General features: G+C 73.8%; 22 protein-coding genes. 12 read left to right on the top strand and 10 right to left on the bottom strand.

Going from position 1 to position 24,774, the window contains the following annotated elements; all coding sequences use genetic code 11:
• The first annotated feature begins 59 nt into the window (after window positions 1-59).
• Together AB0I67_RS30505 and AB0I67_RS30500 are read left to right on the top strand one after the other, a co-directional pair.
• Complete coding sequence (locus AB0I67_RS30505; RefSeq protein WP_357930323.1) at window positions 60-452, top strand: hypothetical protein; 393 nt, start codon at window positions 60-62, stop codon at window positions 450-452.
• Window positions 445-1,575, top strand: a complete 1,131-nt coding sequence (locus AB0I67_RS30500) for a hypothetical protein (RefSeq protein WP_357930320.1) — start codon at window positions 445-447, stop codon at window positions 1,573-1,575. Before AB0I67_RS30505 ends, AB0I67_RS30500 begins: the two co-directional genes overlap by 8 nt.
• Window positions 1,576-1,648: 73 nt before the next feature.
• Here AB0I67_RS30500 and AB0I67_RS30495 read toward each other — a convergent pair whose 3' ends face one another.
• Entirely contained in the window at window positions 1,649-2,848 is a 1,200-nt protein-coding gene (locus AB0I67_RS30495) for an FAD-dependent monooxygenase (protein WP_357930317.1), read from the bottom strand.
• Window positions 2,849-2,911: 63 nt separating this feature from the next.
• On the opposite strand from AB0I67_RS30495, the gene AB0I67_RS30490 reads away from it, so the two are divergent.
• Window positions 2,912-3,655, top strand: coding sequence for a TetR/AcrR family transcriptional regulator (locus AB0I67_RS30490; RefSeq protein ID WP_357930314.1), 744 nt, complete (start codon window positions 2,912-2,914; stop codon window positions 3,653-3,655).
• Window positions 3,656-3,672: 17 nt separating this feature from the next.
• Here the strand turns inward: AB0I67_RS30490 and AB0I67_RS30485 are convergent, their stop codons facing one another.
• Together AB0I67_RS30485 and AB0I67_RS30480 are read right to left on the bottom strand one after the other, a co-directional pair.
• Window positions 3,673-4,566 (bottom strand): 5'-3' exonuclease, encoded by an 894-nt coding sequence (locus AB0I67_RS30485; protein ID WP_357930408.1) that lies wholly within the window; start codon window positions 4,564-4,566, stop codon window positions 3,673-3,675.
• A gap of 15 nt (window positions 4,567-4,581) precedes the next feature.
• Window positions 4,582-5,859 (bottom strand): SpoIIE family protein phosphatase, encoded by a 1,278-nt coding sequence (locus AB0I67_RS30480; RefSeq protein WP_357930311.1) that lies wholly within the window; start codon window positions 5,857-5,859, stop codon window positions 4,582-4,584.
• Window positions 5,860-6,003: 144 nt separating this feature from the next.
• Between AB0I67_RS30480 and AB0I67_RS30475 the strand changes: the two genes are divergently transcribed.
• The gene (locus AB0I67_RS30475; protein ID WP_357930308.1) at window positions 6,004-7,113 is read left to right on the top strand and encodes a Xaa-Pro peptidase family protein; all 1,110 of its coding nucleotides are present in this window, start codon (window positions 6,004-6,006) and stop codon (window positions 7,111-7,113) included.
• A 75-nt stretch (window positions 7,114-7,188) separates the two neighbouring features.
• Here the strand turns inward: AB0I67_RS30475 and AB0I67_RS30470 are convergent, their stop codons facing one another.
• On the bottom strand, window positions 7,189-7,935 hold the full coding sequence (locus AB0I67_RS30470) for an SDR family oxidoreductase (protein WP_357930305.1): 747 nt from the start codon (window positions 7,933-7,935) through the stop codon (window positions 7,189-7,191).
• Window positions 7,936-8,085: 150 nt separating this feature from the next.
• On the opposite strand from AB0I67_RS30470, the gene AB0I67_RS30465 reads away from it, so the two are divergent.
• Genes AB0I67_RS30465 through AB0I67_RS30435 form a run of 7 tightly spaced genes read left to right on the top strand, consistent with a single transcriptional unit; the run spans window position 8,086 to window position 16,932 of the window.
• Window positions 8,086-9,267: an amidohydrolase family protein gene (locus AB0I67_RS30465; RefSeq protein ID WP_357930302.1), complete on the top strand. Its 1,182-nt coding sequence runs from the start codon at window positions 8,086-8,088 to the stop codon at window positions 9,265-9,267.
• Window positions 9,260-10,768, top strand: coding sequence for an altronate dehydratase family protein (locus AB0I67_RS30460; protein WP_357930299.1), 1,509 nt, complete (start codon window positions 9,260-9,262; stop codon window positions 10,766-10,768). Before AB0I67_RS30465 ends, AB0I67_RS30460 begins: the two co-directional genes overlap by 8 nt.
• Entirely contained in the window at window positions 10,768-12,072 is a 1,305-nt protein-coding gene (locus tag AB0I67_RS30455) for a mannitol dehydrogenase family protein (RefSeq protein WP_357930298.1), read from the top strand. Before AB0I67_RS30460 ends, AB0I67_RS30455 begins: the two co-directional genes overlap by 1 nt.
• On the top strand, window positions 12,069-12,842 hold the full coding sequence (locus AB0I67_RS30450; protein ID WP_357930296.1) for a glucosamine-6-phosphate deaminase: 774 nt from the start codon (window positions 12,069-12,071) through the stop codon (window positions 12,840-12,842). Before AB0I67_RS30455 ends, AB0I67_RS30450 begins: the two co-directional genes overlap by 4 nt.
• The gene (locus AB0I67_RS30445) at window positions 12,832-14,061 is read left to right on the top strand and encodes a Gfo/Idh/MocA family oxidoreductase (RefSeq protein WP_357930294.1); all 1,230 of its coding nucleotides are present in this window, start codon (window positions 12,832-12,834) and stop codon (window positions 14,059-14,061) included. Before AB0I67_RS30450 ends, AB0I67_RS30445 begins: the two co-directional genes overlap by 11 nt.
• Before the next feature lie 49 nt (window positions 14,062-14,110).
• Window positions 14,111-15,106 carry a LacI family DNA-binding transcriptional regulator gene (locus AB0I67_RS30440; protein ID WP_357930291.1) on the top strand — a complete coding sequence of 332 codons (996 nt, stop codon included), beginning with the start codon at window positions 14,111-14,113 and terminating at the stop codon, window positions 15,104-15,106.
• The gene (locus AB0I67_RS30435; RefSeq protein ID WP_357930289.1) at window positions 15,103-16,932 is read left to right on the top strand and encodes a CocE/NonD family hydrolase; all 1,830 of its coding nucleotides are present in this window, start codon (window positions 15,103-15,105) and stop codon (window positions 16,930-16,932) included. The genes AB0I67_RS30440 and AB0I67_RS30435 overlap by 4 nt, the downstream gene beginning before the upstream one ends.
• On the opposite strand, the gene AB0I67_RS30430 is transcribed toward AB0I67_RS30435, so the two are convergent.
• The 6 genes from AB0I67_RS30430 to AB0I67_RS30405 are packed head-to-tail and all read right to left on the bottom strand — an operon-like array spanning window position 16,922 to window position 23,904.
• Window positions 16,922-17,509, bottom strand: coding sequence for an SGNH/GDSL hydrolase family protein (locus AB0I67_RS30430; RefSeq protein ID WP_357930288.1), 588 nt, complete (start codon window positions 17,507-17,509; stop codon window positions 16,922-16,924). The two genes, AB0I67_RS30435 and AB0I67_RS30430, sit on opposite strands and share 11 nt — an antisense overlap.
• Entirely contained in the window at window positions 17,506-18,381 is an 876-nt protein-coding gene (locus AB0I67_RS30425) for a carbohydrate ABC transporter permease (protein WP_357930286.1), read from the bottom strand. The genes AB0I67_RS30430 and AB0I67_RS30425 overlap by 4 nt, the downstream gene beginning before the upstream one ends.
• The gene (locus AB0I67_RS30420; protein WP_357930284.1) at window positions 18,378-19,280 is read right to left on the bottom strand and encodes an ABC transporter permease subunit; all 903 of its coding nucleotides are present in this window, start codon (window positions 19,278-19,280) and stop codon (window positions 18,378-18,380) included. Before AB0I67_RS30420 ends, AB0I67_RS30425 begins: the two co-directional genes overlap by 4 nt.
• Entirely contained in the window at window positions 19,273-21,042 is a 1,770-nt protein-coding gene (locus tag AB0I67_RS30415) for a hypothetical protein (RefSeq protein WP_357930281.1), read from the bottom strand. Before AB0I67_RS30415 ends, AB0I67_RS30420 begins: the two co-directional genes overlap by 8 nt.
• Before the next feature lie 12 nt (window positions 21,043-21,054).
• Complete coding sequence (locus tag AB0I67_RS30410) at window positions 21,055-22,248, bottom strand: putative glycoside hydrolase (RefSeq protein ID WP_357930278.1); 1,194 nt, start codon at window positions 22,246-22,248, stop codon at window positions 21,055-21,057.
• Between the two features lie 3 nt (window positions 22,249-22,251).
• The gene (locus AB0I67_RS30405) at window positions 22,252-23,904 is read right to left on the bottom strand and encodes an extracellular solute-binding protein (protein ID WP_357930275.1); all 1,653 of its coding nucleotides are present in this window, start codon (window positions 23,902-23,904) and stop codon (window positions 22,252-22,254) included.
• Window positions 23,905-24,195: 291 nt separating this feature from the next.
• Here AB0I67_RS30405 and AB0I67_RS30400 point away from each other — a divergent pair, with 291 nt between their 5' ends.
• A complete protein-coding gene (locus AB0I67_RS30400; RefSeq protein ID WP_357930273.1) occupies window positions 24,196-24,741 on the top strand; it encodes an ATP/GTP-binding protein in 546 nt (181 codons plus the stop codon).
• Window positions 24,742-24,774 lie beyond the last annotated feature (33 nt).

The following is a 24,774-nucleotide window of genomic DNA, read 5'->3' as shown; positions in this document are numbered from 1 at the left end:
TTCCGGGGCCGTCTTGATAGACCACGATATGACTGGCTATCTGACTGGAAGGTGGGACAGTGCTTGACATAGGGCCTTTAGCGAGGCGGGTGGCGATGGTGGCCGCCGCGCTGGCGCTGGTGGCGAGTGGGGCGACGCCCGCGCACGCCAGCGACGGCAGCGTCTTCACCGGCAACCGCAGCGGCGGCGCCTGGTTCGACGACGGTCTCGCCACCGAGACGATCTACATCCACGACTACGAGCCCGACGGGTACGGCGTCCGGGTCAAGGTGTGGCAGTACGGCAGCTACTACGGCACCTACGACTACACCGGCGGCGCCGGCACCGGCGACGACTACTACGCCTCCTTCTACGAGGGCGAGCAGGTCGAGCTCCAGGCGTGCAGCAGGGACTCGGTCTCGGGCGGCGTCCGGGTCTTCAACTGCGGCTCGAAGGGAGTCTTCTATGCCTGACCCCGAGCAGCTCTCCGCCCCGGCCCGACGCGGCCGGCCGTGGCGCACGGCTCTGGCGGGAGCCGCGGCGGTCTGCGTCGTGGTGGCGGGAGCCACCTGGCTGGCCCGCCCCGGCGCGCCCGCCGCCCTGGTCCCGGCCCAGCCGGTACGGCAGGCGGAGGACCCTCTCCAGGAGGCGGCCGCGGTCTGGCCGCAGGCGGTCAGGCGGATCCCCGCGACCCTCCCCGACGGCCGCCGCTTCCACCCCCAAGCCCTGCTGGACGACGGGACCCTGCTGGTCACCACCGAGTCGAGCTTCGAGAAGTCCGACTCCCTGTGGCGCTACGACCTGGCCGGCGGCCCGCCCACCAAGGTGGCCGACGTCGTCACCCCCCGCCGGGCGGTCCTGTTCGCCGGGGACTTCACCGTCGGCGACGGCAAGGTCGCCTGGTGGACCGCACGCAAGGCGGCCGGCGGCGAGCTCGTCGAGATCTGGACGGTTCCCGTCACCGGCGGCACCCCGGCGGTGGCGGTCGCCTTCCCGGCGCGGGACCGGGCGCAGCGTCCCTCCGAACTGGCCCTGGCCGACGGCGGGATCGTCTACTCCGCCGGAGCGGGCGGCCTGTACCGGGCCGAGCCAGGCGCAGGCCCCCAGCTCGTCGCGGGCACCGAGGGGCAGCACCTGCTGGCCTGGCCGTGGATCGGCAGCCCCGGTCGCCGTCCCTTCGGCGACGGGACCTTCGCCTCGGTCCGCAACCTCAAGACCGGCCAGGCCCGGCAGGCCGCGAGCGGATCGGGCCGGTTGCTCGGCTGCGGCGCCACACGCTGCCTGCACGCGGACGCGGGCGGGCAGTCCGCCGCCCTGGTCGCCGCCGACGGCACCAGCCGCCCGGTGCCGTACGCGGTCGCCGGGCCGCCGGAGCCGCTGGTGCGTGACCGCTTCCGGGCCGGTGTCGTGTCCGAGGCCACCGGCCGGCACCGGCCCGTGCTGCAGGACGCCGAACGCGGCCTGATCGCGGCGCTCGGTCCGGCGGCCCCGCCGGGCCAGGGACTGCGCCTGCCGCGCGTGCTGTCCGACGGCCGCACCGTGGTGCAGTGGCTCGGCCAGCAGTGGCTCGTCGTGGACCTGGCCGCCATCCCCTGAGCCGCCAACCCTTGAGCCGCCATCCCCTGAGCCGTCATCGTCTGACCCCCCATCGCCTGACCCGCCACGGTTCTCACCGGGCCGCGGGCGCCGGCTCGTCCCAGTCGAGGTGGTGGTCGTAGATCCAGCGGCTGGGGTCGTGGCCGGTGCGGGCCAGGTGCTTCAGTGCCAGGCGCATGACCAGGTCGCGGGTCAGCCGGGCGGCCGGGCCGAGGGTCTTCCAGGTGTCGGTGCGCCGGCCGTGCGCGACGACGCGCTCCACCCGGTCGCGGCGCTGCCGTTCGTAGGCCGCGAAGGCAGGGCCGATGCCGGGCGTGTCGCGCAGGCACTTGGCCAGCACGACGGCGTCCTCCAGGGCGAGGGCGGCGCCCTGGCCGGCGGAGGGGACGGTCGCGTGGGCGGCGTCGCCGACGATGACCAGGTGGTCGCGGTGCCACCTCGGCACGGAGGGGACGTCATAGGTGGTCCAGCCGGTGACCAGGGTCTCGGTCGCCTCGATGAGGGCCAGAGCCGGGCTGTGGTCGCGACGGAAGGCGTCGGTGAGGTCGGCCCGCCATCGCGGCCCGGAGATCGCGGCCAGGTCCGCGGGGGTGGGCTCGACGGGCCGCATCAGGTTCGCCGCCCACAGGACCTGGCCGTCGGGCTGCGCGGCGTAGGCGAAGAAGGCGCGGCGGCCGAAGACGGCGTGCATCGTGCCCGGCTCGCCGGCCCGGACGCCCCGCGCGCAGCCGCCCACGTTCACCATCCCGCCGTAGCGGGCGCCGGGGGCGTCGGGGTCGATGATCCGGCGGGTGCGGGAGCGCACGCCGTCGGCGCCGATCAGCAGGCCGGCCTCGGCGGTGCTGCCGTCGGCGAACCGGGCCCGGACGCCGCCGCCGGTGCTCACCGCGTCGGTGAGCCGCTTGCCGTACTCGATGCGGATGCCTCTGGCGAGGGCCTGCTCCCGCAGGGCCCGGTAGAGCTCGGCCCGCTTGACGCTACGGCTGACCGTCCCGTCCGGGAGCCGGGGGCCGTGCGGCAGGTCCCCGATCCGCCGGCCGGAGCCGCTGGTGAGGGTGATGCGCGGGGTCTCGAAGCCGAGGCGGGTGACGTCGAAGCCGAGGGCGCGTAAGGCGTCGAGGGCGTTGACCGCGAGGGTGAGGAAGGCCCCGACGTCGTCGGCCGGCCGGTCGTACGCCTCGTGGACGACCGCCTCGATCCCGGCCTTGTGCAGCGCGATCGCGCTCGCCGTGCCCGCGATGCCGCCACCGATGACCAGTGCTGTATATGCCATATACCTAATCTATGCCATATACTCGACGGGACGGCAAGCCTCGTTGCTATGTGGGGACATCAGATGAACGGCGACCTTCCGCCCGGGCTGCGCAGCCTCTGGGAGCGGCTCGACCGGCCGGAGCCGGAACCCAGGCCCGGCCTGAGCCAGGCCCGCATTGTGGCGGCGGCGGTCGAGGCGGCCGACGCCGAAGGGCTCGAGGCCGTGTCCATGGCCAAGCTCGCCGACCGGCTCGGCTACACGCCGATGTCGCTCTACCGCTACGTCAAGAGCAAGAACGAGCTGCTGCTGATGATGCTCGACGCGGTCGCGGCGGTGCCCGCCGAACTCGGCGAACCCGCCGGGGACTGGCGGACCGGGCTGGAGCGCTGGAGCGCGGCCCAGTGGCGAATGTTGCGCGCGCACGCCTGGATCGTGCACCTGCCCATCACCGGGCCGCCCGTCACGCCCAACCAGCTCGCCTGGACCGAGCACGCCCTGGCCGCCCTGCGCGGCACCGGACTCGCCGAGGCCGACAAGGTCGAGGTCGTGCTGCTGGTCGCCAACTACCTGCACGCCACCGCCCGGCTGGCGGCCGAGGTGGGGCAGGCCGCCAGGGACGAGTCGGTGGCCGCCTACAGCACGCTGCTCGCGCGCCTGGTCGACGCGCGGCGCTTCCCGGCCCTGCGTGCCGCGATCGACGCCGGGGCGTACGCCTATCCGGCCGAGCTGCCGCCGGAGGAGCGGCGGCTGGACTACGGCTTCGGGCTGGCCCGCATCCTGGACGGCGTCGAGGCCCTGATCCAGGAACGCGGGGCCGCCACCTGAAGCCGTCCGCCAAAAGCCTAGAGCTGGAGGGCGTTGAGGAGGCGGTTGAGCGGGCTGGTCAGGTCGTAGCGGTCGGCGAGCCGTACCAGCTCGTCGGGGTGGGCCGGCGCGGCCGGGAGGGTGAGGTCGGCGGCCGGGAGCGGCGCGTCGGCGGCGACCTCGACGACGGCGGGCGCGACGCGCAGATAGTCGCGCGCGGCGGCGAGCTTGATGCGGGCCCCGGCCGGGAAGCCGGCGCTCTCACCCGCGTCGAGGGCCTCCAGCAGCGCGGTCAGCGAGCCGAAGCGGGTGATGAGCGCGGCGGCGGTCTTCTCGCCGACGCCGGGCACGCCGGGCAGGCCGTCGCTGGGGTCGCCGCGCAGGGTGGCGAAGTCGGCGTAGGAGCGGCCGGGAATGCCGTACTTGGCGGTGACGAAGGCCTCGTCGACGAGCTGGAGGTTGCGGATGCCGCGCGCGGTGTACAGGACGCGCACGGGCCGGCTGTCGTCGACGAGCTGGAACAGGTCGCGGTCACCGGTGACGATGTCGACCGCGCCCTTGGCACGGTGGGTGAGGGTGCCGATGACGTCGTCGGCCTCGTAGCCGGCGCACTCCAGGCGCGCGATGCCGAGCGCGTCGAGCACCTGCTCGATGACCGGGATCTGCGGCACCAGCGTGTCGGGCACCTCCTCGACCTCGCCGTGGGCCACGCGGTGCGCCTTGTAGGTGGGGATGGCCTCCACCCGGAAGGCGGGCCGCCAGTCGGCGTCCATGGTCGCGGCCAGCTCGCTCGGGCGGTGGGTGCGCACCAGGGTGGCGATCATGTCGATCAGCCCGCGCACGGCGTTGACCGGCATGCCGTCGGGCGCGGTCATCGACTCGGGGATCCCGTAGAAGGCGCGGAAGTACAGCGACGGGGTGTCCAGCAGCATCAGCACGGACTCAACCTAGCCGAGGATACCGACAGCCAGCAGGCAGGCGTCGTCCTCGGGGTTGGGGCCGCCGATGCGCTCCAGCAGCCGGTCGAGCCCGGCCTCCAGGTCGAGCGGCGGCAGCTCGCTCGCCGCGGCCAGGGCCAGGGCGAGGCCCGCGTCGAGGTCGCGGGTGCGCCGCTCGACGAGGCCGTCGGTGAACAGCAGCAGCACGTCGCCGGCCTCCAGCCGGGTGCTGGCCAGCCGGTACGGCTGATCGCAGGTCGCGCCGAGCAGCACGCCCTTCGGCGCGATGAGCTGCTGGGCCCGCCCCCCGCGCACCAGGATGGGCGCCAGGTGCCCGGCCTGCCCCCAGGTGAAGACGCGGCTGACCGGGTCGAGGTGGCCGAGCACCGTGGTGGCGGTGGTGCCGTCGAGCCGGTGCATGACCAGCTCGTTGAGCCAGCCGAGCAGCCGGTCGGCCGGTTCGCCGGTCATGGTCAGGCCGACCAGAGCGTGCCGGAGCTGGGCCATGTGCGCGATGGCGGGCAGGCCGTGCCCGGAGACGTCGCCGATGGCCAGCAGGACGCGCCCGTCGGGCAGCCCGGCGGCCTCGAACCAGTCGCCGCCCAGCGAGGCGGTCTTCTCCGCCGGGACGTAGCGCACGGCCACGTTGGTGCGGGGGAGGGCCAGGCAGGGCGTCTCGGCGGGCAGGATGGCCTCGCGCATGGCCAGCATGATCGTCCGGTCGACGGCGGCCTTCTCCCGCTCCTCCAGGAGCTGGCGGCGCGACTCGGACATGAGGCGTTCGGCGCGGCGGCGGCCGGTGATGTCCTGGATGACCCCGTGCACGCCGGGCACCCCGGAGCCGCCCGGCCCGCCGGACACGCCGGACACGCCGTCGGCGGCGGGCAGCGGTTCGAGGACCATGCGGACGTTGCGCACCTCGCCGGCCCGGCGGATGCGGAACTCGGCCTGGATCGGGCTCACGCCCGCCTCCACCGCGTCGAGCAGCCGGTCGAGCGCGGCGGCGTCGGCCGGGTCGATGTAGGCCGCCAGGTCCGCCAGCGCGGCGGGACCGCGCTCGCGGTCGCGCCCGAAGATCACGTAGACGTGCTCCGACCAGGTGATCTCGCCGCTGCGCAGGTCCCAGCGCGCCCAGCCCATGTTCCCCAGCCGCTGAGCGTGCGCGAGCTGGATGGAGAGCATGGCGGCCTCACGCTCGGCGGCCTGCTGGTCGGTGAGCTGGCGTACGAGCTCCTCCGCGGTCAGCGGGCGGCGGTCTTGCGACGAGGAGGGAACGACGCCGACCATATGTCTCACTCTCAGACCTCAACGGAACAGGACAATTACCCCCACAGTATGTGATCGTCCTTGAACGGAGTGTAGCGATAGCTTGCCGTGTTGTGAGAGCTTTTCGTGGATTTTGCCGGGCTGCGCCGGAGTAGATTAGCGAGCGTGACCTCAACCGACCTTTATCCGGTGTCCCGGCTTTCCGCAGTTCAGCAGGCCACCGCCCGGGCGGGCCTGGACGCCCTCCTGCTCACCCCCGGCCCGGACCTGCGCTACGTCAGCGGCTATGAGGCCCTGCCGCTGGAGCGGCTGACCTGCCTGGTCGTGCCGGCTTCCGGAGAGTCTTTCATGATGGTGCCACGCCTGGAGCTGCCCGCGGCGCAGGCCTCGCCCGCCGCGCGCCTCGGCCTGGACTTCGTGGCGTGGGACGAGACCGACGACCCCTACGCGGTGGTCGCCGCCCGCCTGGGTCAGGTGCGCAAGGTCGGCCTGGCCGACCGGATGTGGGCGATGGCCTCGTTGCGCTTCAGGGCGGCGATGCCGCAGGCCGAGCAGGTGCTGGCCGGGAGCGTGCTGCGCGAGCTGCGGATGCGCAAGTCGGCCGTCGAGGTGGCGGCGCTGCGCGAGGCGGGGGCGGCCATCGACGCCGTGCACCGCCAGGTGCCGCAGTTCCTCAAGGCCGGGCGGACCGAGCGCGAGGTCGGCCGCGACATCCACGACGCCATCCTGGCCGCCGGGCACGCCGTCGTGGACTTCGTCATCGTCGCCTCAGGGCCGAACGGCGCCAGCCCGCACCACGAGCTGTCCGACCGGGTGATCCAGCCGGGCGAGCCGGTCGTCGTCGACATCGGCGGCCAGTTCCACAGCGGCTACTGCTCCGACTCCACCCGGATGTACTGCGTGGGCGAGCCGCCCGCCGAGTTCGCCGAGTACTACGCGGTGCTGCAGCGCGCCCAGGAAGCCGCCTGCCAGGCGGTACGGCCGGGCGTGTCGTGCGAGTCGATCGACGCCGCGGCCCGCGAGGTGATCGCCGAGGCCGGATACGGGGAGTACTTCATCCACCGCACCGGGCACGGCATCGGCATCGAGACGCACGAGGAGCCCTACATCGTGGCGGGCAACGGCGAGCTGCTGGAGCCGGGCTTCGCCTTCTCCGTCGAGCCGGGCATCTACCTGCCCGGCCGGCACGGCGCCCGGATCGAGGACATCGTGGTCTGCACCGCCGACGGCGGCGAGCGGCTCAACCGCACCACCCGCGACCTGGTGATCGTCTGATCGGCTCAGCGCGCTGACGACGGCCCCCGCGACGGCTCGACCGCGCGGGGGCCGTCGCGTGTCCGGCGCCCCTGCTCAGCGGAGGTGGCCGGGCGTGAGGATGTCGGCCACGAGCCGCGCGTTGCCCGCGGTGAGACCGCCGTCGACCCGCAGCGTGGTCCCGGTGATCCAGGCGGCCTCCGGCGAGGCGAGGAAGAGCACGGCGGCGGCGACGTCCGCGGGTGAGCCGATGCGGCCGAGCGGGTACCAGCCGGCCAGGCGCGCCATGAGCGCCGGGTCGCGGCTCAGCCGGGCGTCCCAGATGGGGGTGCGGATGGTGGCCGGGGCCACCAGGTTCACCCGGATGCCGCGCGGGCCGTACCGCACGGCCAGGCCCCGGGTGAGGCTCTCGAGACCGGCCTTGGCGGCGCTGTAGGCGTCGTTGCCGAAGAAGGCGGCGGCGTTGACGGAGCCGATGTTGACCACGCTGCCGCCGGCCGGCATGCGCGGCAGCAGGGTCCGGCACATCAGGAACGGGCCCTTGAGCACCGAGGCGAGGTCGGCGTCCCACTCCTCGCCGCTGAGCTCGGGGAACGGCGTGTCGGTGCAGGTGGCGGCGTTGTTGACCAGGACGTCCGGCGCCAGGTCGAGGGCGGAGACGGCGCGCTCGTCGGTGACGTCCAGCTCCAGCGGGGTCGCGCCCAACTCCCGCGCGGCGGCCGAGGGGTCGAGGTCGGCCACGGTGACGGCGGCGCCCTCGGCGCTCAGGCGGCGGGCGATCTCGAGGCCGATGCCCGAGCCGCCGCCGGTGACGAGGGCCGTGCGGCCCTGGAATCGGGACATGACCGCTCCTTTCGACGGGGATGGCTTGATCCTAGGAGGCGGTGGCATCGGTTGCGCAAGCGATTGCCGCAATTTCCATCGCGGTCTTGTAGGGGGCTGTATCGATGGGATAGAAAGTGTGCGCAACCGCTTGCACACCGGAGGGACGGCATGACGCGATACGCACTCGTCGGCGCCCGGCTGCCCGCCGGGGGGACGCGGGCCGTCCTGGTGCGGGACGGCGTGATCGAGGCGATGCCGCCCGCCGCCGAGGTGCCGGGCGGGGTGACGCGGGTGGACGTCTCCGGGCTGCTGCTGACGCCCGGGCTGATCGACCTGCACGCGCACGGGGCCGCCGGGCACGGGTTCGACGAGCCGTCCGCCGCCGGGTACGAGGCCGTGCTGGCCGCGCACGCCCGGTTCGGGGTGGCGACGCTCCAGGCTTCGCTGGCCACCGCCGAGCTCGACCGGATGGCCGAGACCCTGGCCTTCGCCACCCGCCGGCCGGGCACGGCACCCGAGCGAGGGGCACGGCTGGCCGGGGTGCATCTGGAAGGGCCCTTCCTGGCTCCCGAGCAGGCCGGGGCGCACGATCCGGGGCTGCTGCGGCACCCGTCGGCCGCGCTCGTCGAGCGGTTGCTGGCGGCGGGCCCGCCCACGATGGTCACCCTCGCCCCCGAACTGCCCGGCGGCCTGGAGGCGGTGCGGCGGTTCGCGGCGGCGGGCACGGTGGTCGCCATCGGCCACAGCCAGGCGCACGGCCCCCTCTTCGCCGCCGCGGTCGAGGCCGGGGTGCGGCATCTGACCCATCTGTGGAGCGGCCAGTCGGGCCTGCGCCGCGAAGGGCCCTGGCGGGTGCCGGGGCTGCTGGAGGAGTCGCTGGCCTCGACCGGGCTGACCGCCGAGGTGATCGCCGACGGCCGCCACCTGCCTCCGGCGTTGCTGCGCATCGCCTTCCGGTGCCTGGGCGGGGACCTGGCCGTGGTCTCCGACGCCACCCCCGGTGCGGGGCTGCCGGACGGCTCGCCGTACCGGCTGGGGGCCCTGGACTGCGTGGTGGCCGGCGGGGTCGGCGTGCTGCCCGGGACGGGGAGCTTCGCCGGTGGGGTCACCGGGCTGGACGGCATGCTGCGGCATCTGCACCGCGACCTCGGGCTGCCGCTCGGCGAGGCGGTGGCCGCGGCGACCGAGGTGCCCGCGCGGGTGCTCGGGCTGCGCGACCGGGGCGCGCTGCGGCCCGGCCTGGCGGCCGACCTGGCGTTGTTCGACGAGGAGTTCACCGCGGTCGCCACCATCGTGGCCGGCCGCTGGGCGGTCGACCTGACCGGGATCGGGGAGCCGGTCCATGGCTGAGCACGAGCGGGATCGGGGCGGGGCGATGACCAAGGACGTGCTGGTATTGAGGCCGGAGGACGACGTGGCCGTGGCGCTGCGCGATCTGGTGGCGGGGGAGCGGATCGGTTCCCTCACCGTCGCCGGGCCGGTGCCGCGCGGGCACAAGCTCGCCCTGCGCCCGGTGCCCGCCGGGACCTGGCTGCGCAAGTACGGCCAGCCCATCGGCACCGCGAGCCGCCCGATCGTCCCCGGCGAGCACGTGCACACCCACAACCTGGAGTTCGCCGAGCACGGCGGAACGGCCGCCGCCCCGGCCTCCGCGACACCCGCCGAGCCCACGCTCTCGGGCACCTTCGACGGCTACCGCCGCCCGGGCGGCCGGGCCGGAACCCGGAACTACCTGGGCATCCTGACCTCGGTCAACTGCTCGGCCACCGTCGCCAAGCTGGTCGCCCAGCGCTTCGACCAGGAGGCCCGCGAGGCCGGCACCGACGGCGTGCTCGCGCTCACCCACGGCACCGGCTGCGGCCTGGCCGACGACGGCGAGGGCCTGGCCATCCTGCGCCGCACCCTGGAGGGCTACGCGCGCCACCCCAACTTCGCCGGCCTGGTCATGATCGGGCTCGGCTGCGAGGTCAACCAGATCTCCGCCCTCGATTTGCCCATCCCCACGCTCACCATCCAGGAGTCCGGCGGCACCGCCGCCACCGTCGCGGCCGCCACCGCCGCCCTGCGCGAACTGCTGCCCGAGGCCGCGCGCTCCCGGCGCACGCCGGTGCCGCTGGCCGAGCTCGTCCTGGGCCTGCAGTGCGGCGGCTCGGACGGCTACTCGGGGCTCAGCGCCAACCCGGCGCTCGGCGTGGCCGCCGACCTGCTCGTCGCGCACGGCGGCACCGCGGTGCTGGGCGAGACGCCGGAGATCTACGGCGCCGAGCACCTGCTGGCCGCGCGGGCCGCGTCACCCGAGGTGGCCGCCCGGCTGCTGGCCCGGATCGACTGGTGGCGCGGCTACGTCGCCCGGCACGGCGGCAGCCTCGACCACAACCCCTCCCCGGGCAACCGCGCGGGCGGCATCACCACGATCCTGGAGAAATCCCTCGGCGCGGTCACCAAGGGCGGCTCCAGCCCGCTGACCGCCGTCTACGAGTACGGCGAGGCCGTCACCGAGCGCGGCCTGGTCTTCATGGACACCCCCGGCTACGACCCGGTCTCCGCCACCGGCATGGTCGCCGGCGGCGCGCAGCTCATCTGCTTCACCACCGGCCGAGGCTCGGTGTACGGCTGCCGCCCCGTCCCCAGCGTGAAGGTCGCCACCAACACCGAGCTGTTCCGCCGGCTCGGCGACGACATGGACCTCGACTGCGGCACCGTCGCCGACGGCCTGGAGGACGTCGAGCAGGCCGGGCGGCGGCTGTTCGGCCTGCTGGTCGAGACCGCCTCCGGCCGCCGCACCCGCAGTGAGGAGCTCGGCTTCGGCGCCGAGGAGTTCGTGCCGTGGCAGCTCGGGGCGGTGATGTGATGCCCTCCGTGGTCCATGTCGGCCTCGGCGCCTTCCACCGCGCGCACCAGGCCGTCTACACCCAGGACTCGCCCGGCTGGCGGATCCGGGCGATCGCCCCGAGGTCGGGCACGGTGGCCGGGGCGTTACGAGCCCAGGGGCACCGCTACCACGTGCTGGTGCGCGAGCACGGCCGGGCCGAGGCGGTGCCGGTGAGCGCGATCACCGAGACGCTGCACGCGCCCACGCAGCGGGCCGAGGCGGTCGCGGCCCTCGCCGATCCCGACACCCGGGTGGTGACCCTGACCGTCACCGAGAAGGCCTACACCCCGGCGGGTGACGTGCTCGGGCTGCTGGTGGACGGGCTCGCCGCCCGGCGGGCCGCCGAGGCCGGGCCGCTGGCCGTGGTGTGCTGCGACAACCTGCCGGGCAACGGCCCCACGCTCGCCCGGCTCGTGCTCGCCGCCTGCGCCGCTCGGGACGAGGGGCTGGCCGGGTGGGTGGAGTCCGGGGTCGCCTTCCCGGCCACCGTCGTGGACCGGATCGTGCCCGCGGCCACCGAGGCCGACCACACGCTGGTCGAGGCGCTGACCGGCGAGCGCGATCGGGCGGCGGTGGTGGCGGAGCCGTACCGGCAGTGGGTGCTGCAGGACCGCTTCCCCGGCGGCCGGCCGGCCTGGCCCGGCGCGGTGTTCACCGCCGACGTCACCCCGTACGAGCGCGCCAAGATCCGCGTGCTGAACGGCGTGCACAGCGCCCTGGCCTACACCGGCGCCCTGACCGGCCACGAACGCATCGACCAGGCCCTGGCCGACCCGGCGCTGGGCCGGCTGGCCGAGCGGCTGGCACTTGAGGACGTGCTGCCCACGCTCACCCCGCCGGACGGCGTGGACCTGCGGGAGTACACCGCGACCGTGCTGGGCCGCATGCGCAACCCCGCGCTGCGGCACCGCTGCGCCCAGGTGGCCGCCGACGGCTCGCTCAAGGTGCCGATCCGGCTGCTCGGCACCGTACGCGACCGGCTGGCCGCCGGGGCGGTGCCGCGCTGGGCGGTCCTGGCCGTCGCCGCCTGGCTGCGGCACGTCACCGTCGGGCTCGACGACGCCGGCCGGCCGGTCGAGGCCGCCGACCCCGGAGCCGCCCGGCTGGCCCGGCGCGCCGCCGGCAACCCGGCCGCCAACCTGGGCCGGCTGCTCGGCGAGCGCGCCGTCTTCGGCGACGACCTGCCCGGCCACCGCGGCTTCACCGACCTGCTCCACGCCGACCTGCGCGACCTGGCCCGGCACGGCGCCGGAACCGTCATCAGAAGGGAAACCACACCGTGAACCACCGCTTCGAGGCGGGGCTGCTGGCCGTCCACGTCCACCGGGACCAGGCCGAGCTCGCCGAGGCCGCCGCCCGGCACACCGCCGAGGTGCTGCGCGAGCGCGTCGCCGCGAGCGGCTCGGCCCGCGTGGTGATCGCCACCGGCAACTCCCAGCTCGGCTTCGTCCGCGCCCTGCGCGAGGAGCGGGTGCCGTGGGAGGCGGTGACCGTCTTCCACATGGACGAGTACGCGGGCCTGCCCGCCGGGCACCCGGCCGGGTTCCGGCGCTGGATCAGGGAGAACGTCGAGGAGCCGCTGCGCCCGGCGGCGGTGCGCTACCTGGCGGGCGACGCGGCCGACCCCGAGGCCGAGTGCCGCCGCTACGAGGACCTGCTGCGCGCCGCGCCGCTCGACCTGGTCTGCCTGGGCATCGGGGAGAACGGTCACCTGGCCTTCAACGAGCCCCACCAGGCCGACCGGCACGACCCGCGCTGGGTGAAGACGATCACGCTCACCCCGGAGTCGCGCCGCCAGCAGGTGGGCGAGGGGCACTTCCCCGACCTGGCCTCGGTCCCGGCGACCGCGCTCACGCTGACCGTGCCCGCGCTGCTCAGCGCCGCCGTCGTGCAGGCCGTCGTGCCCGAGGGGCGCAAGGCGGCAGCCGTACAGGAGAGCCTGTGCGGCCCGGTCGGCGCGCACTGCCCGGCCACGTGGCTGCGTGAGCAGGCCGGGGCGCGGCTCTTCCTCGACCGTGACTCCGCGGCGCTGGTGCCGGCCGATGCGTCCTGAACGCACCCGCTACGCGCTGTCGGGGCTGAGCGCGCGCGGGATGTCGGTCTTCGCCCGGCCGCTGCTGGGCGAGTACGCCGGGCGCGGCGAGCTGGTCGCCGTGCTCGACCCCGACCGCGAGCGGGTGCGGGCCTTCGACGAGCGCCTGGCGTGGTACGCGCCGGACGACTTCGAGCGCATGGTCCTGGAGACCGCCCCCGACGTGCTGCTGGTGGCCGGGCCCGACCACACCCACGCCGGCGCGATCCTGACCGGGCTGCGGCACGGGCTCCGGGTCGTCTCCGAGAAGCCCATGGTCACCACCGCCGCCGACGCCGGCCGCGTCCTGGCCGCCTCGGCGCCCGGGCAGGTCCGGGTGACGCACAACCTGCGTTACGCGCCCCGCCACCGGCTGATCCGGCGGCTGCTCGACGAGGGCGCGATCGGCCGGGTGCTCGGCGTCGAGCTGGTCTGGAACGTGGAGTCGCTGCACGGCGCGAGCTACTTCCAGCGCTGGAACCGGCGGGCGGCGCTGTCGGGCGGGCTGGCGGTGCACAAGAGCTGCCACCACTTCGACCTGGTCGGCTGGTGGCTGCGCGACACGCCGCAGCAGGTCTACGCGGCCGGCTCGCTGGCCTACTTCGGCGCCGCCAGCCCGCACAACCCGGGCGCGGCGCTGCCGGTGGCCGAGCAGCGCCGCCGCTGCCCGTTCAACGCGCGCTGGCGCGAGGAGGGCGTGGAACTGCCCGCCCTGCGCGGCCGGCAGTACGGCGGGCAGGAGCGGTACCTCTACGACGCCGAGATCGACATCGAGGACAACTACGCCGCCCTGGTCCGTTACCGTGGCGGCGCGCACCTGTCGTACTCCATCCAGTTCGCCGCCCCCTGGGAGGGCTACCGCCTGGGCGTCAACGGCACGCACGGCCGCCTCGAGACCAGCCTGGAGTACGGCAGGCAGGCCGCCGGCCCGCAGCCGCCCGTGGTGGTCCACCCGATGTTCGGCGAGCGCCGCGCGTACGAGGTGCCGGGCGAGCACGGCGGCCATCTGGGCGCCGACGGGCCGATGGTGGCCGACCTGTTCGGCGACGGTCCGGGCGACCTGGCTCCCGCCGCCGACGCCGCGCGCGCGGTGGTGCTGGGCGAGGCGGTGCGGCGCTCCATCCGCACCGGCCAGGCGGTCGACGTGGACGCGCTGCTCGCCGTCGCGGGCGGCGCCGATCCGGCGGGACCGCTCGGGTGAGTGTGGGAAGCTTCCGGCAAGCGGTTGCGAACTCGAAGGGGAGGTGGCCATGACCGTCACGCTGGCCGAGGTGGCCGAGGCGTGCGGCCTGTCGCCGTCCACGGTCTCCAGGGCGCTGTCGGACCCGGGCCGGGTCAGCGCGCAGACCCGCGACAAGGTGCAGCGGGTCGCCCGCGAGCTGGGCTACACGCCCAACCGGGTGGCGCGCTCGCTGTCGATGGGCCGCACCGGCACCATCGGGCTGATCGTGCCGGACGTCGCCAACCCGTTCTTCCCGCCGATCATCAAGGCCGTGCAGGCGCGGGCGGCGCGCAAGGACCTGGCGGTCGTGCTGGCCGACACCGACGAGCGGGCCGCAGACGAGCTCGACCGGGCCCGCGTGCTGGCCAAGCAGGTCGACGGGCTGATCATGGTCTCGCCGCGGTCCAGCGAGGCGCGGATCGCCGAGATCGTCCGGCTCGGACCGGTCGTGTTCGTCAACCGGCAGGTGCCCGAGGCGCCGACGGTGATCATCGACAACGCGGACGGCATCCGGCAGGCGGTCGAGCACCTCGTGGCCCTCGGCCACCGGCACATCGGCTACCTGGCCGGGCCGCGGCGCTCGTGGTCCAACCAGCAGCGCACCGCGGCCATCGAGGAGGCGTGCGCGCAACTCGGGACCGAGCTGACCGTCTTCGGGCCGTTCGAGCCGCAGGTGCAGGCCGGGGTGCAGGCGGCCGACCTGCTGCACGGCAGCCCGGTCACCGCGGTCATCGCCTACGACGACCTGATCGCGCTCGGGGTGATGGCGCGGCTGGCCGAGCGCGGGCAGAGCGTCGGGCGCGACCTCAGCGTGATCGGCATCGACGACAGCCCGCTGTCGGGGGTGGCCTATCCGACGCTCACCTCCATCCACGTGCCCGGCGCCGAGGCGGGGGCGACCGCGGTGGACCTGCTGCTGGACGTCATCGACGGCACCCACGAGGGGGGCGGCACGCCGCTGGCCGAGCTGGAGACCTACCTCGTGGTGCGCAGCTCCACCGGGCCGGCGCCGGAGCGGCGGTGAGCTTCGGGCCGCACCTGGGCGGGCGCTTCGACGTCTCGCACGACCTGCAGGCGCACGTCTACCGGCGGACCCTGGCCGAGCTGCGCCGCTGGCACGCCGTCAACGACGCCCTCGCCACGCCGGAGGACGTGCGGGCCCGCCAGGCGGCCATCCGCGCCCAGGTCCTCGCCTCTTTAGGCGGCCTCCCCGACGTCACCGGCGCCCCGCCATCCGTCGACCTGCCTGATGAGCGCGGGGTGGCGGTCGAGGCCGAGGAGTGCGGGGTGATCGACCTCGGCGACATCGTCGTCGAGAAACTCCTCCTGACCACCGCCCCCGGAGTGGTGGTGCCGGCCAACCTGTGGCGCCCCGCCGAGGTGCGCGAGCCGGCGGGCGCGGTGCTGTTCGCCTGCGGGCACGGTCCCGAGGCCAAGGCCCACCCCACCTACCAGGCCGTCTGCGCCCGCCTGGCCAGAGCCGGCCTGATCGCGCTGGCGACGGACCCGTTCGGCCAGGGCGAACGCGCCGCGACCGCCCGCACCGACGGGGGCGTCTCCGAGCACACCGACGCGGGCGTGCAGTGCTGGTGGCTGGGCCACTCGGTGGCCCGCTACTTCGTGCACGACGCCCGCCGCGCCATCGACTACCTCTCGGCCCGCCCCGACGTCGACCCGGCCCGCATCGGCATGACCGGCAACAGCGGCGGCGGCACGATCACCACCCTGCTGATGGCGCTGGAGCCGCGCCTGGCCGCCGCCGCGCCCGGCACGTTCGTCACCGGCCGCGAGGCCTACCTGTGGTCGGGCCAGGCCCAGGACGCCGAACAGGTGCTGCCCGGCGCGACCCTGGGCGGCGTCGACCACGAGGACTTCCTCCTGGCCATGGCGCCCAGGCCCACGCTCGTGCTCGCCGCCGACTACGACTTCTTCCCGATCGAGGGCACCGTCCGCAGCGTCCGCCGCGCGCGCCGCGCCTTCGGCCTGCTCGGCGCGGCCGACCGGCTGCGGCTCGTGCGCTCCGAGGTCGGGCACGGCTTCTTCCCCGAGCTGGCGCGCGCCGCGACCGCCTTCCTCGCCGAGCACCTCGGCGGCCGGGTCACCGACGAGCGCGAGCCGGAACCGCTGCCCGAGCACCTCCTGCGCTGCACCGCCAAGGGGATCTTCGCCGACCGCCCGGACACCCGCCACCCCCGCGACCTGAACCTCGCCCACTTGCCCGACGCGGGCCGGGACTGGACCGGGTGGCTGGCCGAGCGGGTGCACGCGCACCGCACGCCGCCGGAGGAGTTCTTCCCCCGCTGGTTCGACCGGCACGTCTTCTGGCGCTCCGAGGCCGACCTGTGGAACTGCGGCGTGCTGCACGGCGACCCGGAGGGCGCCCGCGAGCTGGTCATCGCGCTCGGCGAGCCGCCCGAGCCCGGCCCCGGCCGGCTGGTGCTCGCCATCGACGTGCGCGGCACCGGGGCGCTGGCTCCCGCGCCGGTCAACGCGCGAGCGCCGGGGTACTTCGACACCACCTTCAAGCTGGCCACCGACCTGCTGTGGCTGGGCGACAGCCTGGCCGCCGGGCGGGTGTTCGACGTCCTGCGGGCGGTCGGGTTCGCCTGGCGGGACGAGCGGCTGGCCGCCTGCCGTACCGGCCTGGTGCTGTACGGCGCGGGGCCGGAGGAGGCGCTGCTGGTCACGCTGGCCGCCCGCCTGGAGCCGCGGGTGCGCGCGGTGGAGGGCGCCGCGCCGCTCGACCCGCGCGCCGCCGTCGCGGCCGGGGTCGGCGAGCCCGCGTACGGCTGGCAGGCGGTGATCCCGGGCCTGGCCGCGCGCCTGGCGCCCGGCGAGCTCAGGGGATGAACAACCGCCCGGTCCCGCTGGCCGGGTCCCACAGGTCGAGGGCTCGCAGGAGGCCGCGGGCCAGGGCCCGGTGACCGTACTCGTTGGGGTGGCAGTCGTCGGCCATCCAGTGCGCGATCGGCCGGTCGCCCCACTCGGCGTGGTGGTCGACCAGCAGTGCGCCGGTGTCGGCGGCGACCTTGCGCGCCACCTCCGCGTAGGCCCCGAGGTGCTCGATCCGCTCCGGCAGCGCGCCGGGCAGGACCCGGTTGGGCGTGTGCACCACCGCCCGCGCCCCGGCACGCTGGATGCGCGCCACGGCCTCGGCGTAGGCGGCGTGGAAGCCGTCGAGCCCGCGCGTCCCGTCCAGGCAGTCGTTCATGCCGAACATCAGCGAGACCACGTCCGGCTCGAACCGCGCGAGGTCCGGCTGGGTGAACCGCGCGCCGCTCACCGCGGTGTTCACCACCACGTCGCCGGGCCGCTCCAGCTCGAAGCGGACCCGCTCGGCGAAGAGCTGGGTGTAGTCGCGGAAGCCGAAGGTGTGGAGCGCCCCCTGGGTCACGCTGTCGCCGCAGAACAACCAGAGCACGTTCATCCCTTCACCGCACCGACCAGGACGCCCTTCGCGAAGTGCCGCTGCAGGAAAGGATAGACGAGCAAGATCGGCACCAGTGAGACGACCAGGACGGCCATCTGCATGGCCTGCTGCGGCGGCGGCAGCTCGCCGGTCAGCGCCGCGTTGTCCACGCCCATGGTCGAGCCGTCCACCACGTAGGTGCGCAGCACGAGCTGGAGCGGCCAGTCGGCCGAGTCGTTGAGGTAGAGCTGGGCGGCGAAGAAGCTGTTCCAGTAGGAGACCGCGTAGAACAGCCCGACCACGGCCAGCACCGCCTTCGACAGCGGCAGCACGATCTGCCACAACACGCGCAGCTCGCCCGCGCCGTCCATGCGCGCCGAGTCGAGCAGGTCGCGCGGCAGGTCCAGGAAGAACGACCGGATGACGATCACGTTGAACCCGTTGATCAGCACCGGCAGGATCAGCGACCAGTGCGACTCCAGCAGCCCGAGCTGCCGGACCACCAGGTAGAGCGGGATGATGCCGGGCGAGAACAGCAGCGTGAACAGCACGAGCATCAGCAGCGGCCGCGAGCCGAGGCTGCCCGGCCGCGACAGCGCGTAGGCCAGCAGCGTGCTGCAGCCCAGGCTGAGCACCGTGCCGACGACGGTGACGAGGAGCGAGATCACCAGCGCCCGCGAGACCACCCCGCCGGCGAAGATCGCCCGGTAGGCGTCGAAGGTGACCGGCGAGGGCCACAGCACGTAGCCGCCCGCGGCGTTGATCTGCGCCTGCCCGGCCAGGCTGGTGGCGACCACCGCGGCGAACGGCAGTACCACCACCGCGCAGCACAGCAGCAGGAGCACGCCCTTGGCGGCCCGCACGGGCGGGGAAGGGGTGAAGGTGTTCATCGGGAGTAGACGCCCCTTTCGCCGAACAGGTGGGCCAGCTTGTTGGCGCCGAGCACCAGCGCGACCCCGATCACGCCCTTGACCAGGCCGACCGCGGCCGACGTCCCCCAGCCCCCGTTGATCACGCCGTTGTTGTAGACGTAGGTGTCCAGCACCTCCGAGGCGTCCACGCCGACCGCGCGCTGCTGGAGCAGGATCTGCTCGAAGCCGACGGTGAGCGCGTCGCCGAGCTTGAGGATGAGCAGCAGCACGATCACGCCGCGGATGGAGGGCAGCGTGATGTGCCAGAGCTGGCGCAGCCGCGAGGCCCCGTCCACCGCCGCCGCCTCGTAGAGCTCGACGTCCACCCGGGAGAGCGCGGCCAGGAACAGGATGGTGCCCCAGCCGGTGTCCTTCCAGACGACCTGGCTGGTGATCAGCACCTTGAACAGCTCGGGGTCGCCGATGATCGAGAAGCCCTCCATGCCCTTGCTGCGCAGCCACGCGTTGAGCAGGCCGCCGTTGCCCAGCATGTGCTGGAACAGCGCGACGACGATCACCCAGGACATGAAGTGCGGCAGGTAGAGCACCGACTGCACGAGGCGCTTGAGCCGTTCCGACAGCAGCGAGTTGAGCAGCAGCGCCAGCGCGATCGGGACCGGGAAGACGAAGACCACCTGCAGGAAGGCGATGATCAGCGTGTTGCTCAGCGCGGTCAGGAACAGCGGGTCGAGGGTGAGGATGACCCCGAAGTTGTCCCAGCCGACCCAAGGGGAGCCGGCGATGCCGAGGTAGGGCTGGTAGTCCTTGAAGGCGATCACGTTGCCCAGCAGCGGCAGGTACTGGAAGACGACGATCACCGCCATGCCGGGGACGGCCAGCAGGAGCAGGAAGCCGTCCCGCCGCAGCCGCTCACGCATGGAAGCTCGCCGAGGCGGTGCGCGCGTACGGCAGGCACTGGGCCAGCGCCCCGTCCGGGTACGGGTCGAGTGCCTCGAACTCCACCGCCCCGAACCGCTCCAGGTGTTCCAGCCGCGCCAGCAGCCCGCCGTAGCGCCGGTCGATGACGTCCCAGCCGAACGGCTTGTTGTCGCCGCACCACACCTCGCGGTGCCGTTCGCGGAGCTCCCGCACCTGCTCCGCCAGGCCCGGTACGGCCCGGCGCTCCCGGTGCAGCACGACCTTGGCGGCCAAGGTCTCGGCCAGCGCCCGCGGGAAGGCCAGCCGTACGTCGCCGGGCAGCGGCCCCTCCAGCCGGGCGGCCAGCTCCGCGTAGTGCCCGGCCAGCCAGCCGGGCAGGCCGGCGGTCAGGAAGCTGAGCACCGGGTCGTGCCAGAGCAGCCACTTGGCCGGGTTGCCCCGCCAGCGCGCCGGATCGCCCGCCCCCGGCAGGTAGTCGAGCTCGGCGGCGGCCAGCCACGCCTCCAAGGTGGCGTCGCAGGAGCCGCGGAAGTCGGCCGCCAGCCGCGCGGAGGGCCGTAGCGGGTCGCGTTCCGGCTCGGCGCCGTAGGCGAGCGCGGTGAAGGCCTGGACGGCCGGGAGCGCGGAGAACAGGTCGCACTCGGTCCCGTCGTTGCCCCACATGGTGATCGCCGCCTCGGTGAGCCCCTCGGCGCGTGCGGCGGTCATCCCGGCGGTCAGCGTCGCCAGGGCGCGGGGCAGGGCGGCCCACAGCCGGTGGTGGGTCCAGCCGCTCGCCGCGAAGACGGGCGTCTTGCCCAGGTCGCGGCGGTGGCGGCCGATCCAGCCGGCGTAGAAGGCGGCGTCGCCGTGCTCGTAGTCCCAGTAGACCAGCTCGGCCTCGGCCGGGATCTGCCCGGCCACCCAGGAGGGGATCTCGGTGGCCGGGTCGTAGTAGTCGCCGGTGGCCGAGCCGAGCCGGAAGTACATGTCGCTCCAGATCATCGGCGCCAGGCCGTGCTCGCGGCACAGGCCGAGCACGTTCTTCAGGTGCGCCGAGAGGATTTCGAAGGGCGGCCGGTCGCCGAAGCGCCGGCGGTAGCCGCCGGTGCCGACGCCGTGCGCCTCGTCGAGGCCGACGTGCACCCGCCGGCTGCGGAAGCAGGAGGCGACCGTGGCCAGCATGCGGCCGATCAGCGCGTAGCCCTCGGCCGCCTCGGCCATGAGCACCCGTTCGGTGTCGCGCAGCGGCCAGTAGGCCGGCCACTGCAGGATCTGCTCGAAGTGGCCGAGCGTCTGCACGCACGGGATCACCTCGATGCCGAGCCGGTGCGCGGTGTCGTCGATGGCCCGCAGCTCCTCGGGGGTGTAGGGGCCGCGGGCGTAGCCGAGCACGGGCTCCCCGGCCACCTGGTAGGTGTCCTCCATGTAGAGCCAGAGCGTGTCGATGCCCATGAGCGCGCACTTGCGCAGGTAGGAGGCCACGGCCTCGGGGCGCATGACGGCGTTGCGCGAGGTGTCGAGCATCACCGCCAGGCTGGTGAACGGGCTGGACTCGGCGCGCTCGGCGGCCTCGCCGAGGAGCGCGCCGAGCGCCCGGTAGGCGTCGCGCGGGCGGGCGTAGCCGATGCGCCAGCCGTACTCCTCGGCGGTGGTCGAGAAGCCCGCGACGGCGGGGTCGGGTTCGAGGCGGACCTCGGGGCCGTGGCCGAACCGCCGGGGGTGCTCGGCGGCGAGCTCGGCCAGGCCGCCGCTCAGCTCGCCGGGTGCGGACAGGCGCATCGGGGCGACCTCCTAGGAACGGGTGAGGATCAGGCCGGAGTTGGGCGCCAGGGTGACCTGGCCGGTGTGCGCGGCGCCGTGGCTGTCGGTCCAGGTGCCGGCGGGCAGCGGCAGTGTCGAGGTGGCGGTGGAGGAGGGGTTCACCACGGTGCGCCCGCGCTGGTAGTCGCGGTACCACAGGCCGCCGGCGTGCTGCGCCGGGGCGGCCGTGGGGGCGCCGAGGTCGAGGTCCAGCTCGGGCCGGTCGACGAAGTAGCCGTAGTCGAACCGGCCGACCAGCGCGAGCATCGTGGCCGGCTCGCGGACCAGCAGGTAGTTGGCGATGATCCAGTCGATCTGGCTCTGGCTCGCGGTGGCCAGCGCCCCGGTGGTCATGCCGACGCTGACGACCGGCTTGGCGGGCACGACCGAGCGGTAGAGGGCGAAGGTCTGCGCCCACTCGCCGTCGAGGATGTTGCTGTCGCGGGCCCGGGTGAAGCCGCCCTCGTGCAGCCACAGGTCGACGATGCGCACGGCCTTGGCGGACTTGTCGCGCTGGAAGGCGTTGACGCCGAGCGGGCTGATGTTGCCGGCCAGGCCCACGTCGTACTTGTGCAGCTTGTTGCGCAGCCAGCACAGCCAGTCGAGGAAGACCTGGGCGTAGGCGGGGTCGTCCAGGCCGCTGTACTGCTGCACCCAGGCGCCGGAGGCGTCGTAGTGGCCGGCCGCGGCGGTCCAGTTCCACGGCACGACGTTGTCGAGGGCGATCCAGCGGTAGCCGGCCTGGATGTTCGGCAGCACCAGGGTGGTGAAGTAGAACTCGCGCACGGCGGGGTTGGCCACGTCGAGGGTGACGATGGGCGAGCTGCCGCCCTGGATCACCGGGCTGGTCCGGTCGGCCTGGTACATGATCCAGTCCGGGTGGTTGGCCTGGTACCACGACAGCGGCCGGGCCGGGCCGTTGTCGCGGATGGCCGGCAGGTAGCGGCTGGGCACCACGTCCGGCGGCTGCGCGTCCAGCGGGTAGGCGCCCCACACGAACGGCACGCGGCCCTGGTAGACCGAGCTGTCGGGCATGCGGTTGTCGAAGACCTGGCCGCGGGAGATGCCGTGGGCCTGGGTGCGCGGCTGGAGCAGGTCGGCCCGGCGCCCGGCGCCCGCGCTGGTGGCGGTGCCGGCGACGAGGACGGCCGCTAAGGCGGTGAGGGTGAGCAGGCGGCGCATCATGGGTCAGTTCCTCCCGGTCTTCTGCAACGAGTCGGCGTACTCGGCGCGGATCCTGTCCCCGCCGCCGGACCTCCACGCGGCCACGCCCTCGGCCCAGGCGGAGACGGGCTTGCGGCCCTGGATGATGTCGGCCTGCAGGTCCTTCATGCGTTTGTCGAGCGCTGCGCCCTGGGCCTGGTCGGTGGGGGAGTACAGGCCGCCGGTCGGCCAGGCCTCCCGGGTGGCGAGAGCGGTCTTCTCGGCCTCGTACTCGTTCCTGGTGATGTCGGGGAAGCCCGGTGTGTAGTGCACCACCGGCGAGGCGGCGATGTAGAGCGTCGGCACGGTGGTCTCGGACTTGCCGACGTCGGTGTGGAGGGGGTCGCTGCCCTTGAGGGTGAAGTCCCAGTCCTTGACGCCGTAGACGCGCTGGCGGTGCTCGGCGGTGCCGAAGGGGGAGACCAGCCAGTCGAGCACCCGCAGCACCTCCTGGATGCGTTCCTTGGGAGCCTTCTTCAGTCCGGTGATGGAGAAGACGGCGGGACCGAGGTAGGTGGCCGCCTGGCCGCCGCCGTCGAACTTCGGCGCGGCGATGGCCTTGATCTCGGCCTTCGGGTCGGCCGCGCGGGCCGCGACGGCGATGTTCGACCAGGTCGAGGCGCCGATGTGGATCTTGGTGGCGCCCGAGGACATCCAGGCGACCTTCTGCGCGCCGGTGGCGGTGAAGGCGTCGGGGTGGAAGGCCTGCTCGGCCCACATCCTGGCGACGAGTTCGAGGGCCTTCGCGAACCGCGGGTCCTCGTAGTTCTTGGTGAAGCGGCCGCCCTCGACCCGCCAGTTGTTGGCGATCCCGAGCATCGAGCCGACGTACTCCAGGGTGGACAGCGGCTCGTCGATGGCCCACTTGTTGGCGGCCGGCTCGCTCAGCGCGCGGCACAGCTCCAGGAACTCCGCGCCGGTCTTGACGTCGAGGTCGAGCCCCTTGGCGGCGATCAGGTCGGCGCGGGCCGAGGCGGCCAGCCGTACCGCGGGCAGGTGGATGGGGATGCCGTAGATGCCGCCGTTGTAGACGGTGGACTGCCAGCTCACCGTGGGGATGTTGGCCAGGCCCGGATAGTCCTTGATCCGGTCGCCGGACACGAACTCCGACAGCTCCTGGAACCTGGCCTCCAGCAGGCCGGGCAGTTGCGGGGTGTTGGCCCGGACCTCCATGGTGTCGGGCAGGTCGCCGCCGGCCATCAGCGTCTGGAACTTGTTGACGTAGTCGGCCGTCGGCGCGCCGGTGACCTTGAGCTCGGCGCCGAGCGCGGTGTTGAGCGCCTGCCAGTAGCGGTTGCCGGGCAGCGGGGTGGGCGGGGTGTTCATGGTGCACAGCGCGTGGATCGTGCCGCCGCGGGCCGGCGTGCCGGTGGTGAAGCGGACCGGGTCGGCCGGGTAGGCGAAGAAGGCCGGGAGCGCCCCTTCCGGCGTGCCGGGCAGGTCGGGCTCGAGCCCGGTGTAGGGCAGGTGGTCGGGCAACCGTACGGCGGCGCGGGAGGTCTGGGCGCCAGGTCCGGAGCCTGGTCCGCCGCCTGGTCCGCCGCCTGATCCGGAGCCGCAGGCGGCCAGCGCGCCCAGCGCGGCGAACCCGAGCGCACCCTTGATCACCTGCCGTCGAGGCACGGGGGAGTGGTCCATCGCGGGACACGTCCTTTCATGACCGGGGGTGGGCACAAGAGTGCAAGCGCTTGCGTTCCTTGTCAATACATGGCCACAATGCTCACGAAAACCGCACATTCAATCGTGGCAAGCGGTTGTCGCAACGAATGGAAACCGGGCCATGCCATGGGTGGGCTGCACAACCGCCTGACCAGGTTTCCTGACCATGCGAGTCAAGTGAAGAAAGTTCAAATTGCGGCGAATGGGTCTTGAGGGGCGTCAGGAGCGTTGCTACATTCTTGACACTCTCCTGACACGGGGTGGTGAGCGATGGACCGCTTGCGGCCGCCAGTCGCGATCAAGATCTTGATCGCGGGCGGATTCGGCGCGGGCAAGACCACGATGGTCGGGGCGGTCTCGGAAACCCGCCCGGTACGCACGGAGGAACGCATCAGCGGCTTCTCCGGCGTGGAAGGCAAGTCCACGACCACGGTGGCCATGGACTACGGCCGCATCACCATCCGCGACCAGTACCTTCTGTACCTGTTCGGCACCCCCGGCCAGGCCCGCTTCTGGTTCGTCTGGGACGAGCTGGCCTCCGGCGCGGTCGGCGCGGTGGTGCTGGCCGACGTCCGCCGCCTGGCCGACAGCTTCCCGGCCATCGACTACTTCGAGCAGCACCGCACGCCCTTCGTGGTCGCGCTCAACCGCTTCGAGGGCGCCGGCGAGCTGCCTCTGCACGCGGTACGGCAGGCGCTCGACCTGGACATCGACGTCCCCATGGTGACCTGCGACGCCCGGCGCCGGGAATCGGGCAAGGAGGTGCTCATCGCCCTGCTCCAGCACGCGGCCGGGCGGGCGGGCATCCACGCATGATGAGGCGGTCGGCCGGAACCGCTACCTTTGTCC

Source organism: Nonomuraea sp. NPDC050310, assembly GCF_040655795.1.
Classification (GTDB): Bacteria; Actinomycetota; Actinomycetes; order Streptosporangiales; family Streptosporangiaceae; genus Nonomuraea.
Note: the sequence above shows the minus strand (reverse complement) of the source record. Positions and strands in the feature narration are given on the sequence as shown.

What these genes read in the sequence shown, in the direction of transcription:
- AB0I67_RS30460 (WP_357930299.1), top strand. Translation starts at nt 9,260, where the DNA reads ATGGCTGAGCACGAGCGGGATCGGGGCGGGGCGATGACCAAGGACGTG.
- AB0I67_RS30455 (WP_357930298.1), top strand. Translation starts at nt 10,768, where the DNA reads ATGCCCTCCGTGGTCCATGTCGGCCTCGGCGCCTTCCACCGCGCGCAC.
- AB0I67_RS30415 (WP_357930281.1), bottom strand. Translation starts at nt 21,042, where the DNA reads ATGCGCCTGTCCGCACCCGGCGAGCTGAGCGGCGGCCTGGCCGAGCTC.
- AB0I67_RS30430 (WP_357930288.1), bottom strand. Translation starts at nt 17,509, where the DNA reads ATGAACGTGCTCTGGTTGTTCTGCGGCGACAGCGTGACCCAGGGGGCG.
- AB0I67_RS30485 (WP_357930408.1), bottom strand. Translation starts at nt 4,566, where the DNA reads ATGCTGCTGGACACCCCGTCGCTGTACTTCCGCGCCTTCTACGGGATC.
- AB0I67_RS30400 (WP_357930273.1), top strand. Translation starts at nt 24,196, where the DNA reads ATGGACCGCTTGCGGCCGCCAGTCGCGATCAAGATCTTGATCGCGGGC.
- AB0I67_RS30405 (WP_357930275.1), bottom strand. Translation starts at nt 23,904, where the DNA reads ATGGACCACTCCCCCGTGCCTCGACGGCAGGTGATCAAGGGTGCGCTC.
- AB0I67_RS30500 (WP_357930320.1), top strand. Translation starts at nt 445, where the DNA reads ATGCCTGACCCCGAGCAGCTCTCCGCCCCGGCCCGACGCGGCCGGCCG.
- AB0I67_RS30495 (WP_357930317.1), bottom strand. Translation starts at nt 2,848, where the DNA reads ATGGCATATACAGCACTGGTCATCGGTGGCGGCATCGCGGGCACGGCG.
- AB0I67_RS30470 (WP_357930305.1), bottom strand. Translation starts at nt 7,935, where the DNA reads ATGTCCCGATTCCAGGGCCGCACGGCCCTCGTCACCGGCGGCGGCTCG.
- AB0I67_RS30490 (WP_357930314.1), top strand. Translation starts at nt 2,912, where the DNA reads ATGAACGGCGACCTTCCGCCCGGGCTGCGCAGCCTCTGGGAGCGGCTC.
- AB0I67_RS30465 (WP_357930302.1), top strand. Translation starts at nt 8,086, where the DNA reads ATGACGCGATACGCACTCGTCGGCGCCCGGCTGCCCGCCGGGGGGACG.
- AB0I67_RS30420 (WP_357930284.1), bottom strand. Translation starts at nt 19,280, where the DNA reads ATGCGTGAGCGGCTGCGGCGGGACGGCTTCCTGCTCCTGCTGGCCGTC.
- AB0I67_RS30425 (WP_357930286.1), bottom strand. Translation starts at nt 18,381, where the DNA reads ATGAACACCTTCACCCCTTCCCCGCCCGTGCGGGCCGCCAAGGGCGTG.
- AB0I67_RS30410 (WP_357930278.1), bottom strand. Translation starts at nt 22,248, where the DNA reads ATGATGCGCCGCCTGCTCACCCTCACCGCCTTAGCGGCCGTCCTCGTC.
- AB0I67_RS30480 (WP_357930311.1), bottom strand. Translation starts at nt 5,859, where the DNA reads ATGGTCGGCGTCGTTCCCTCCTCGTCGCAAGACCGCCGCCCGCTGACC.
- AB0I67_RS30445 (WP_357930294.1), top strand. Translation starts at nt 12,832, where the DNA reads ATGCGTCCTGAACGCACCCGCTACGCGCTGTCGGGGCTGAGCGCGCGC.
- AB0I67_RS30440 (WP_357930291.1), top strand. Translation starts at nt 14,111, where the DNA reads ATGACCGTCACGCTGGCCGAGGTGGCCGAGGCGTGCGGCCTGTCGCCG.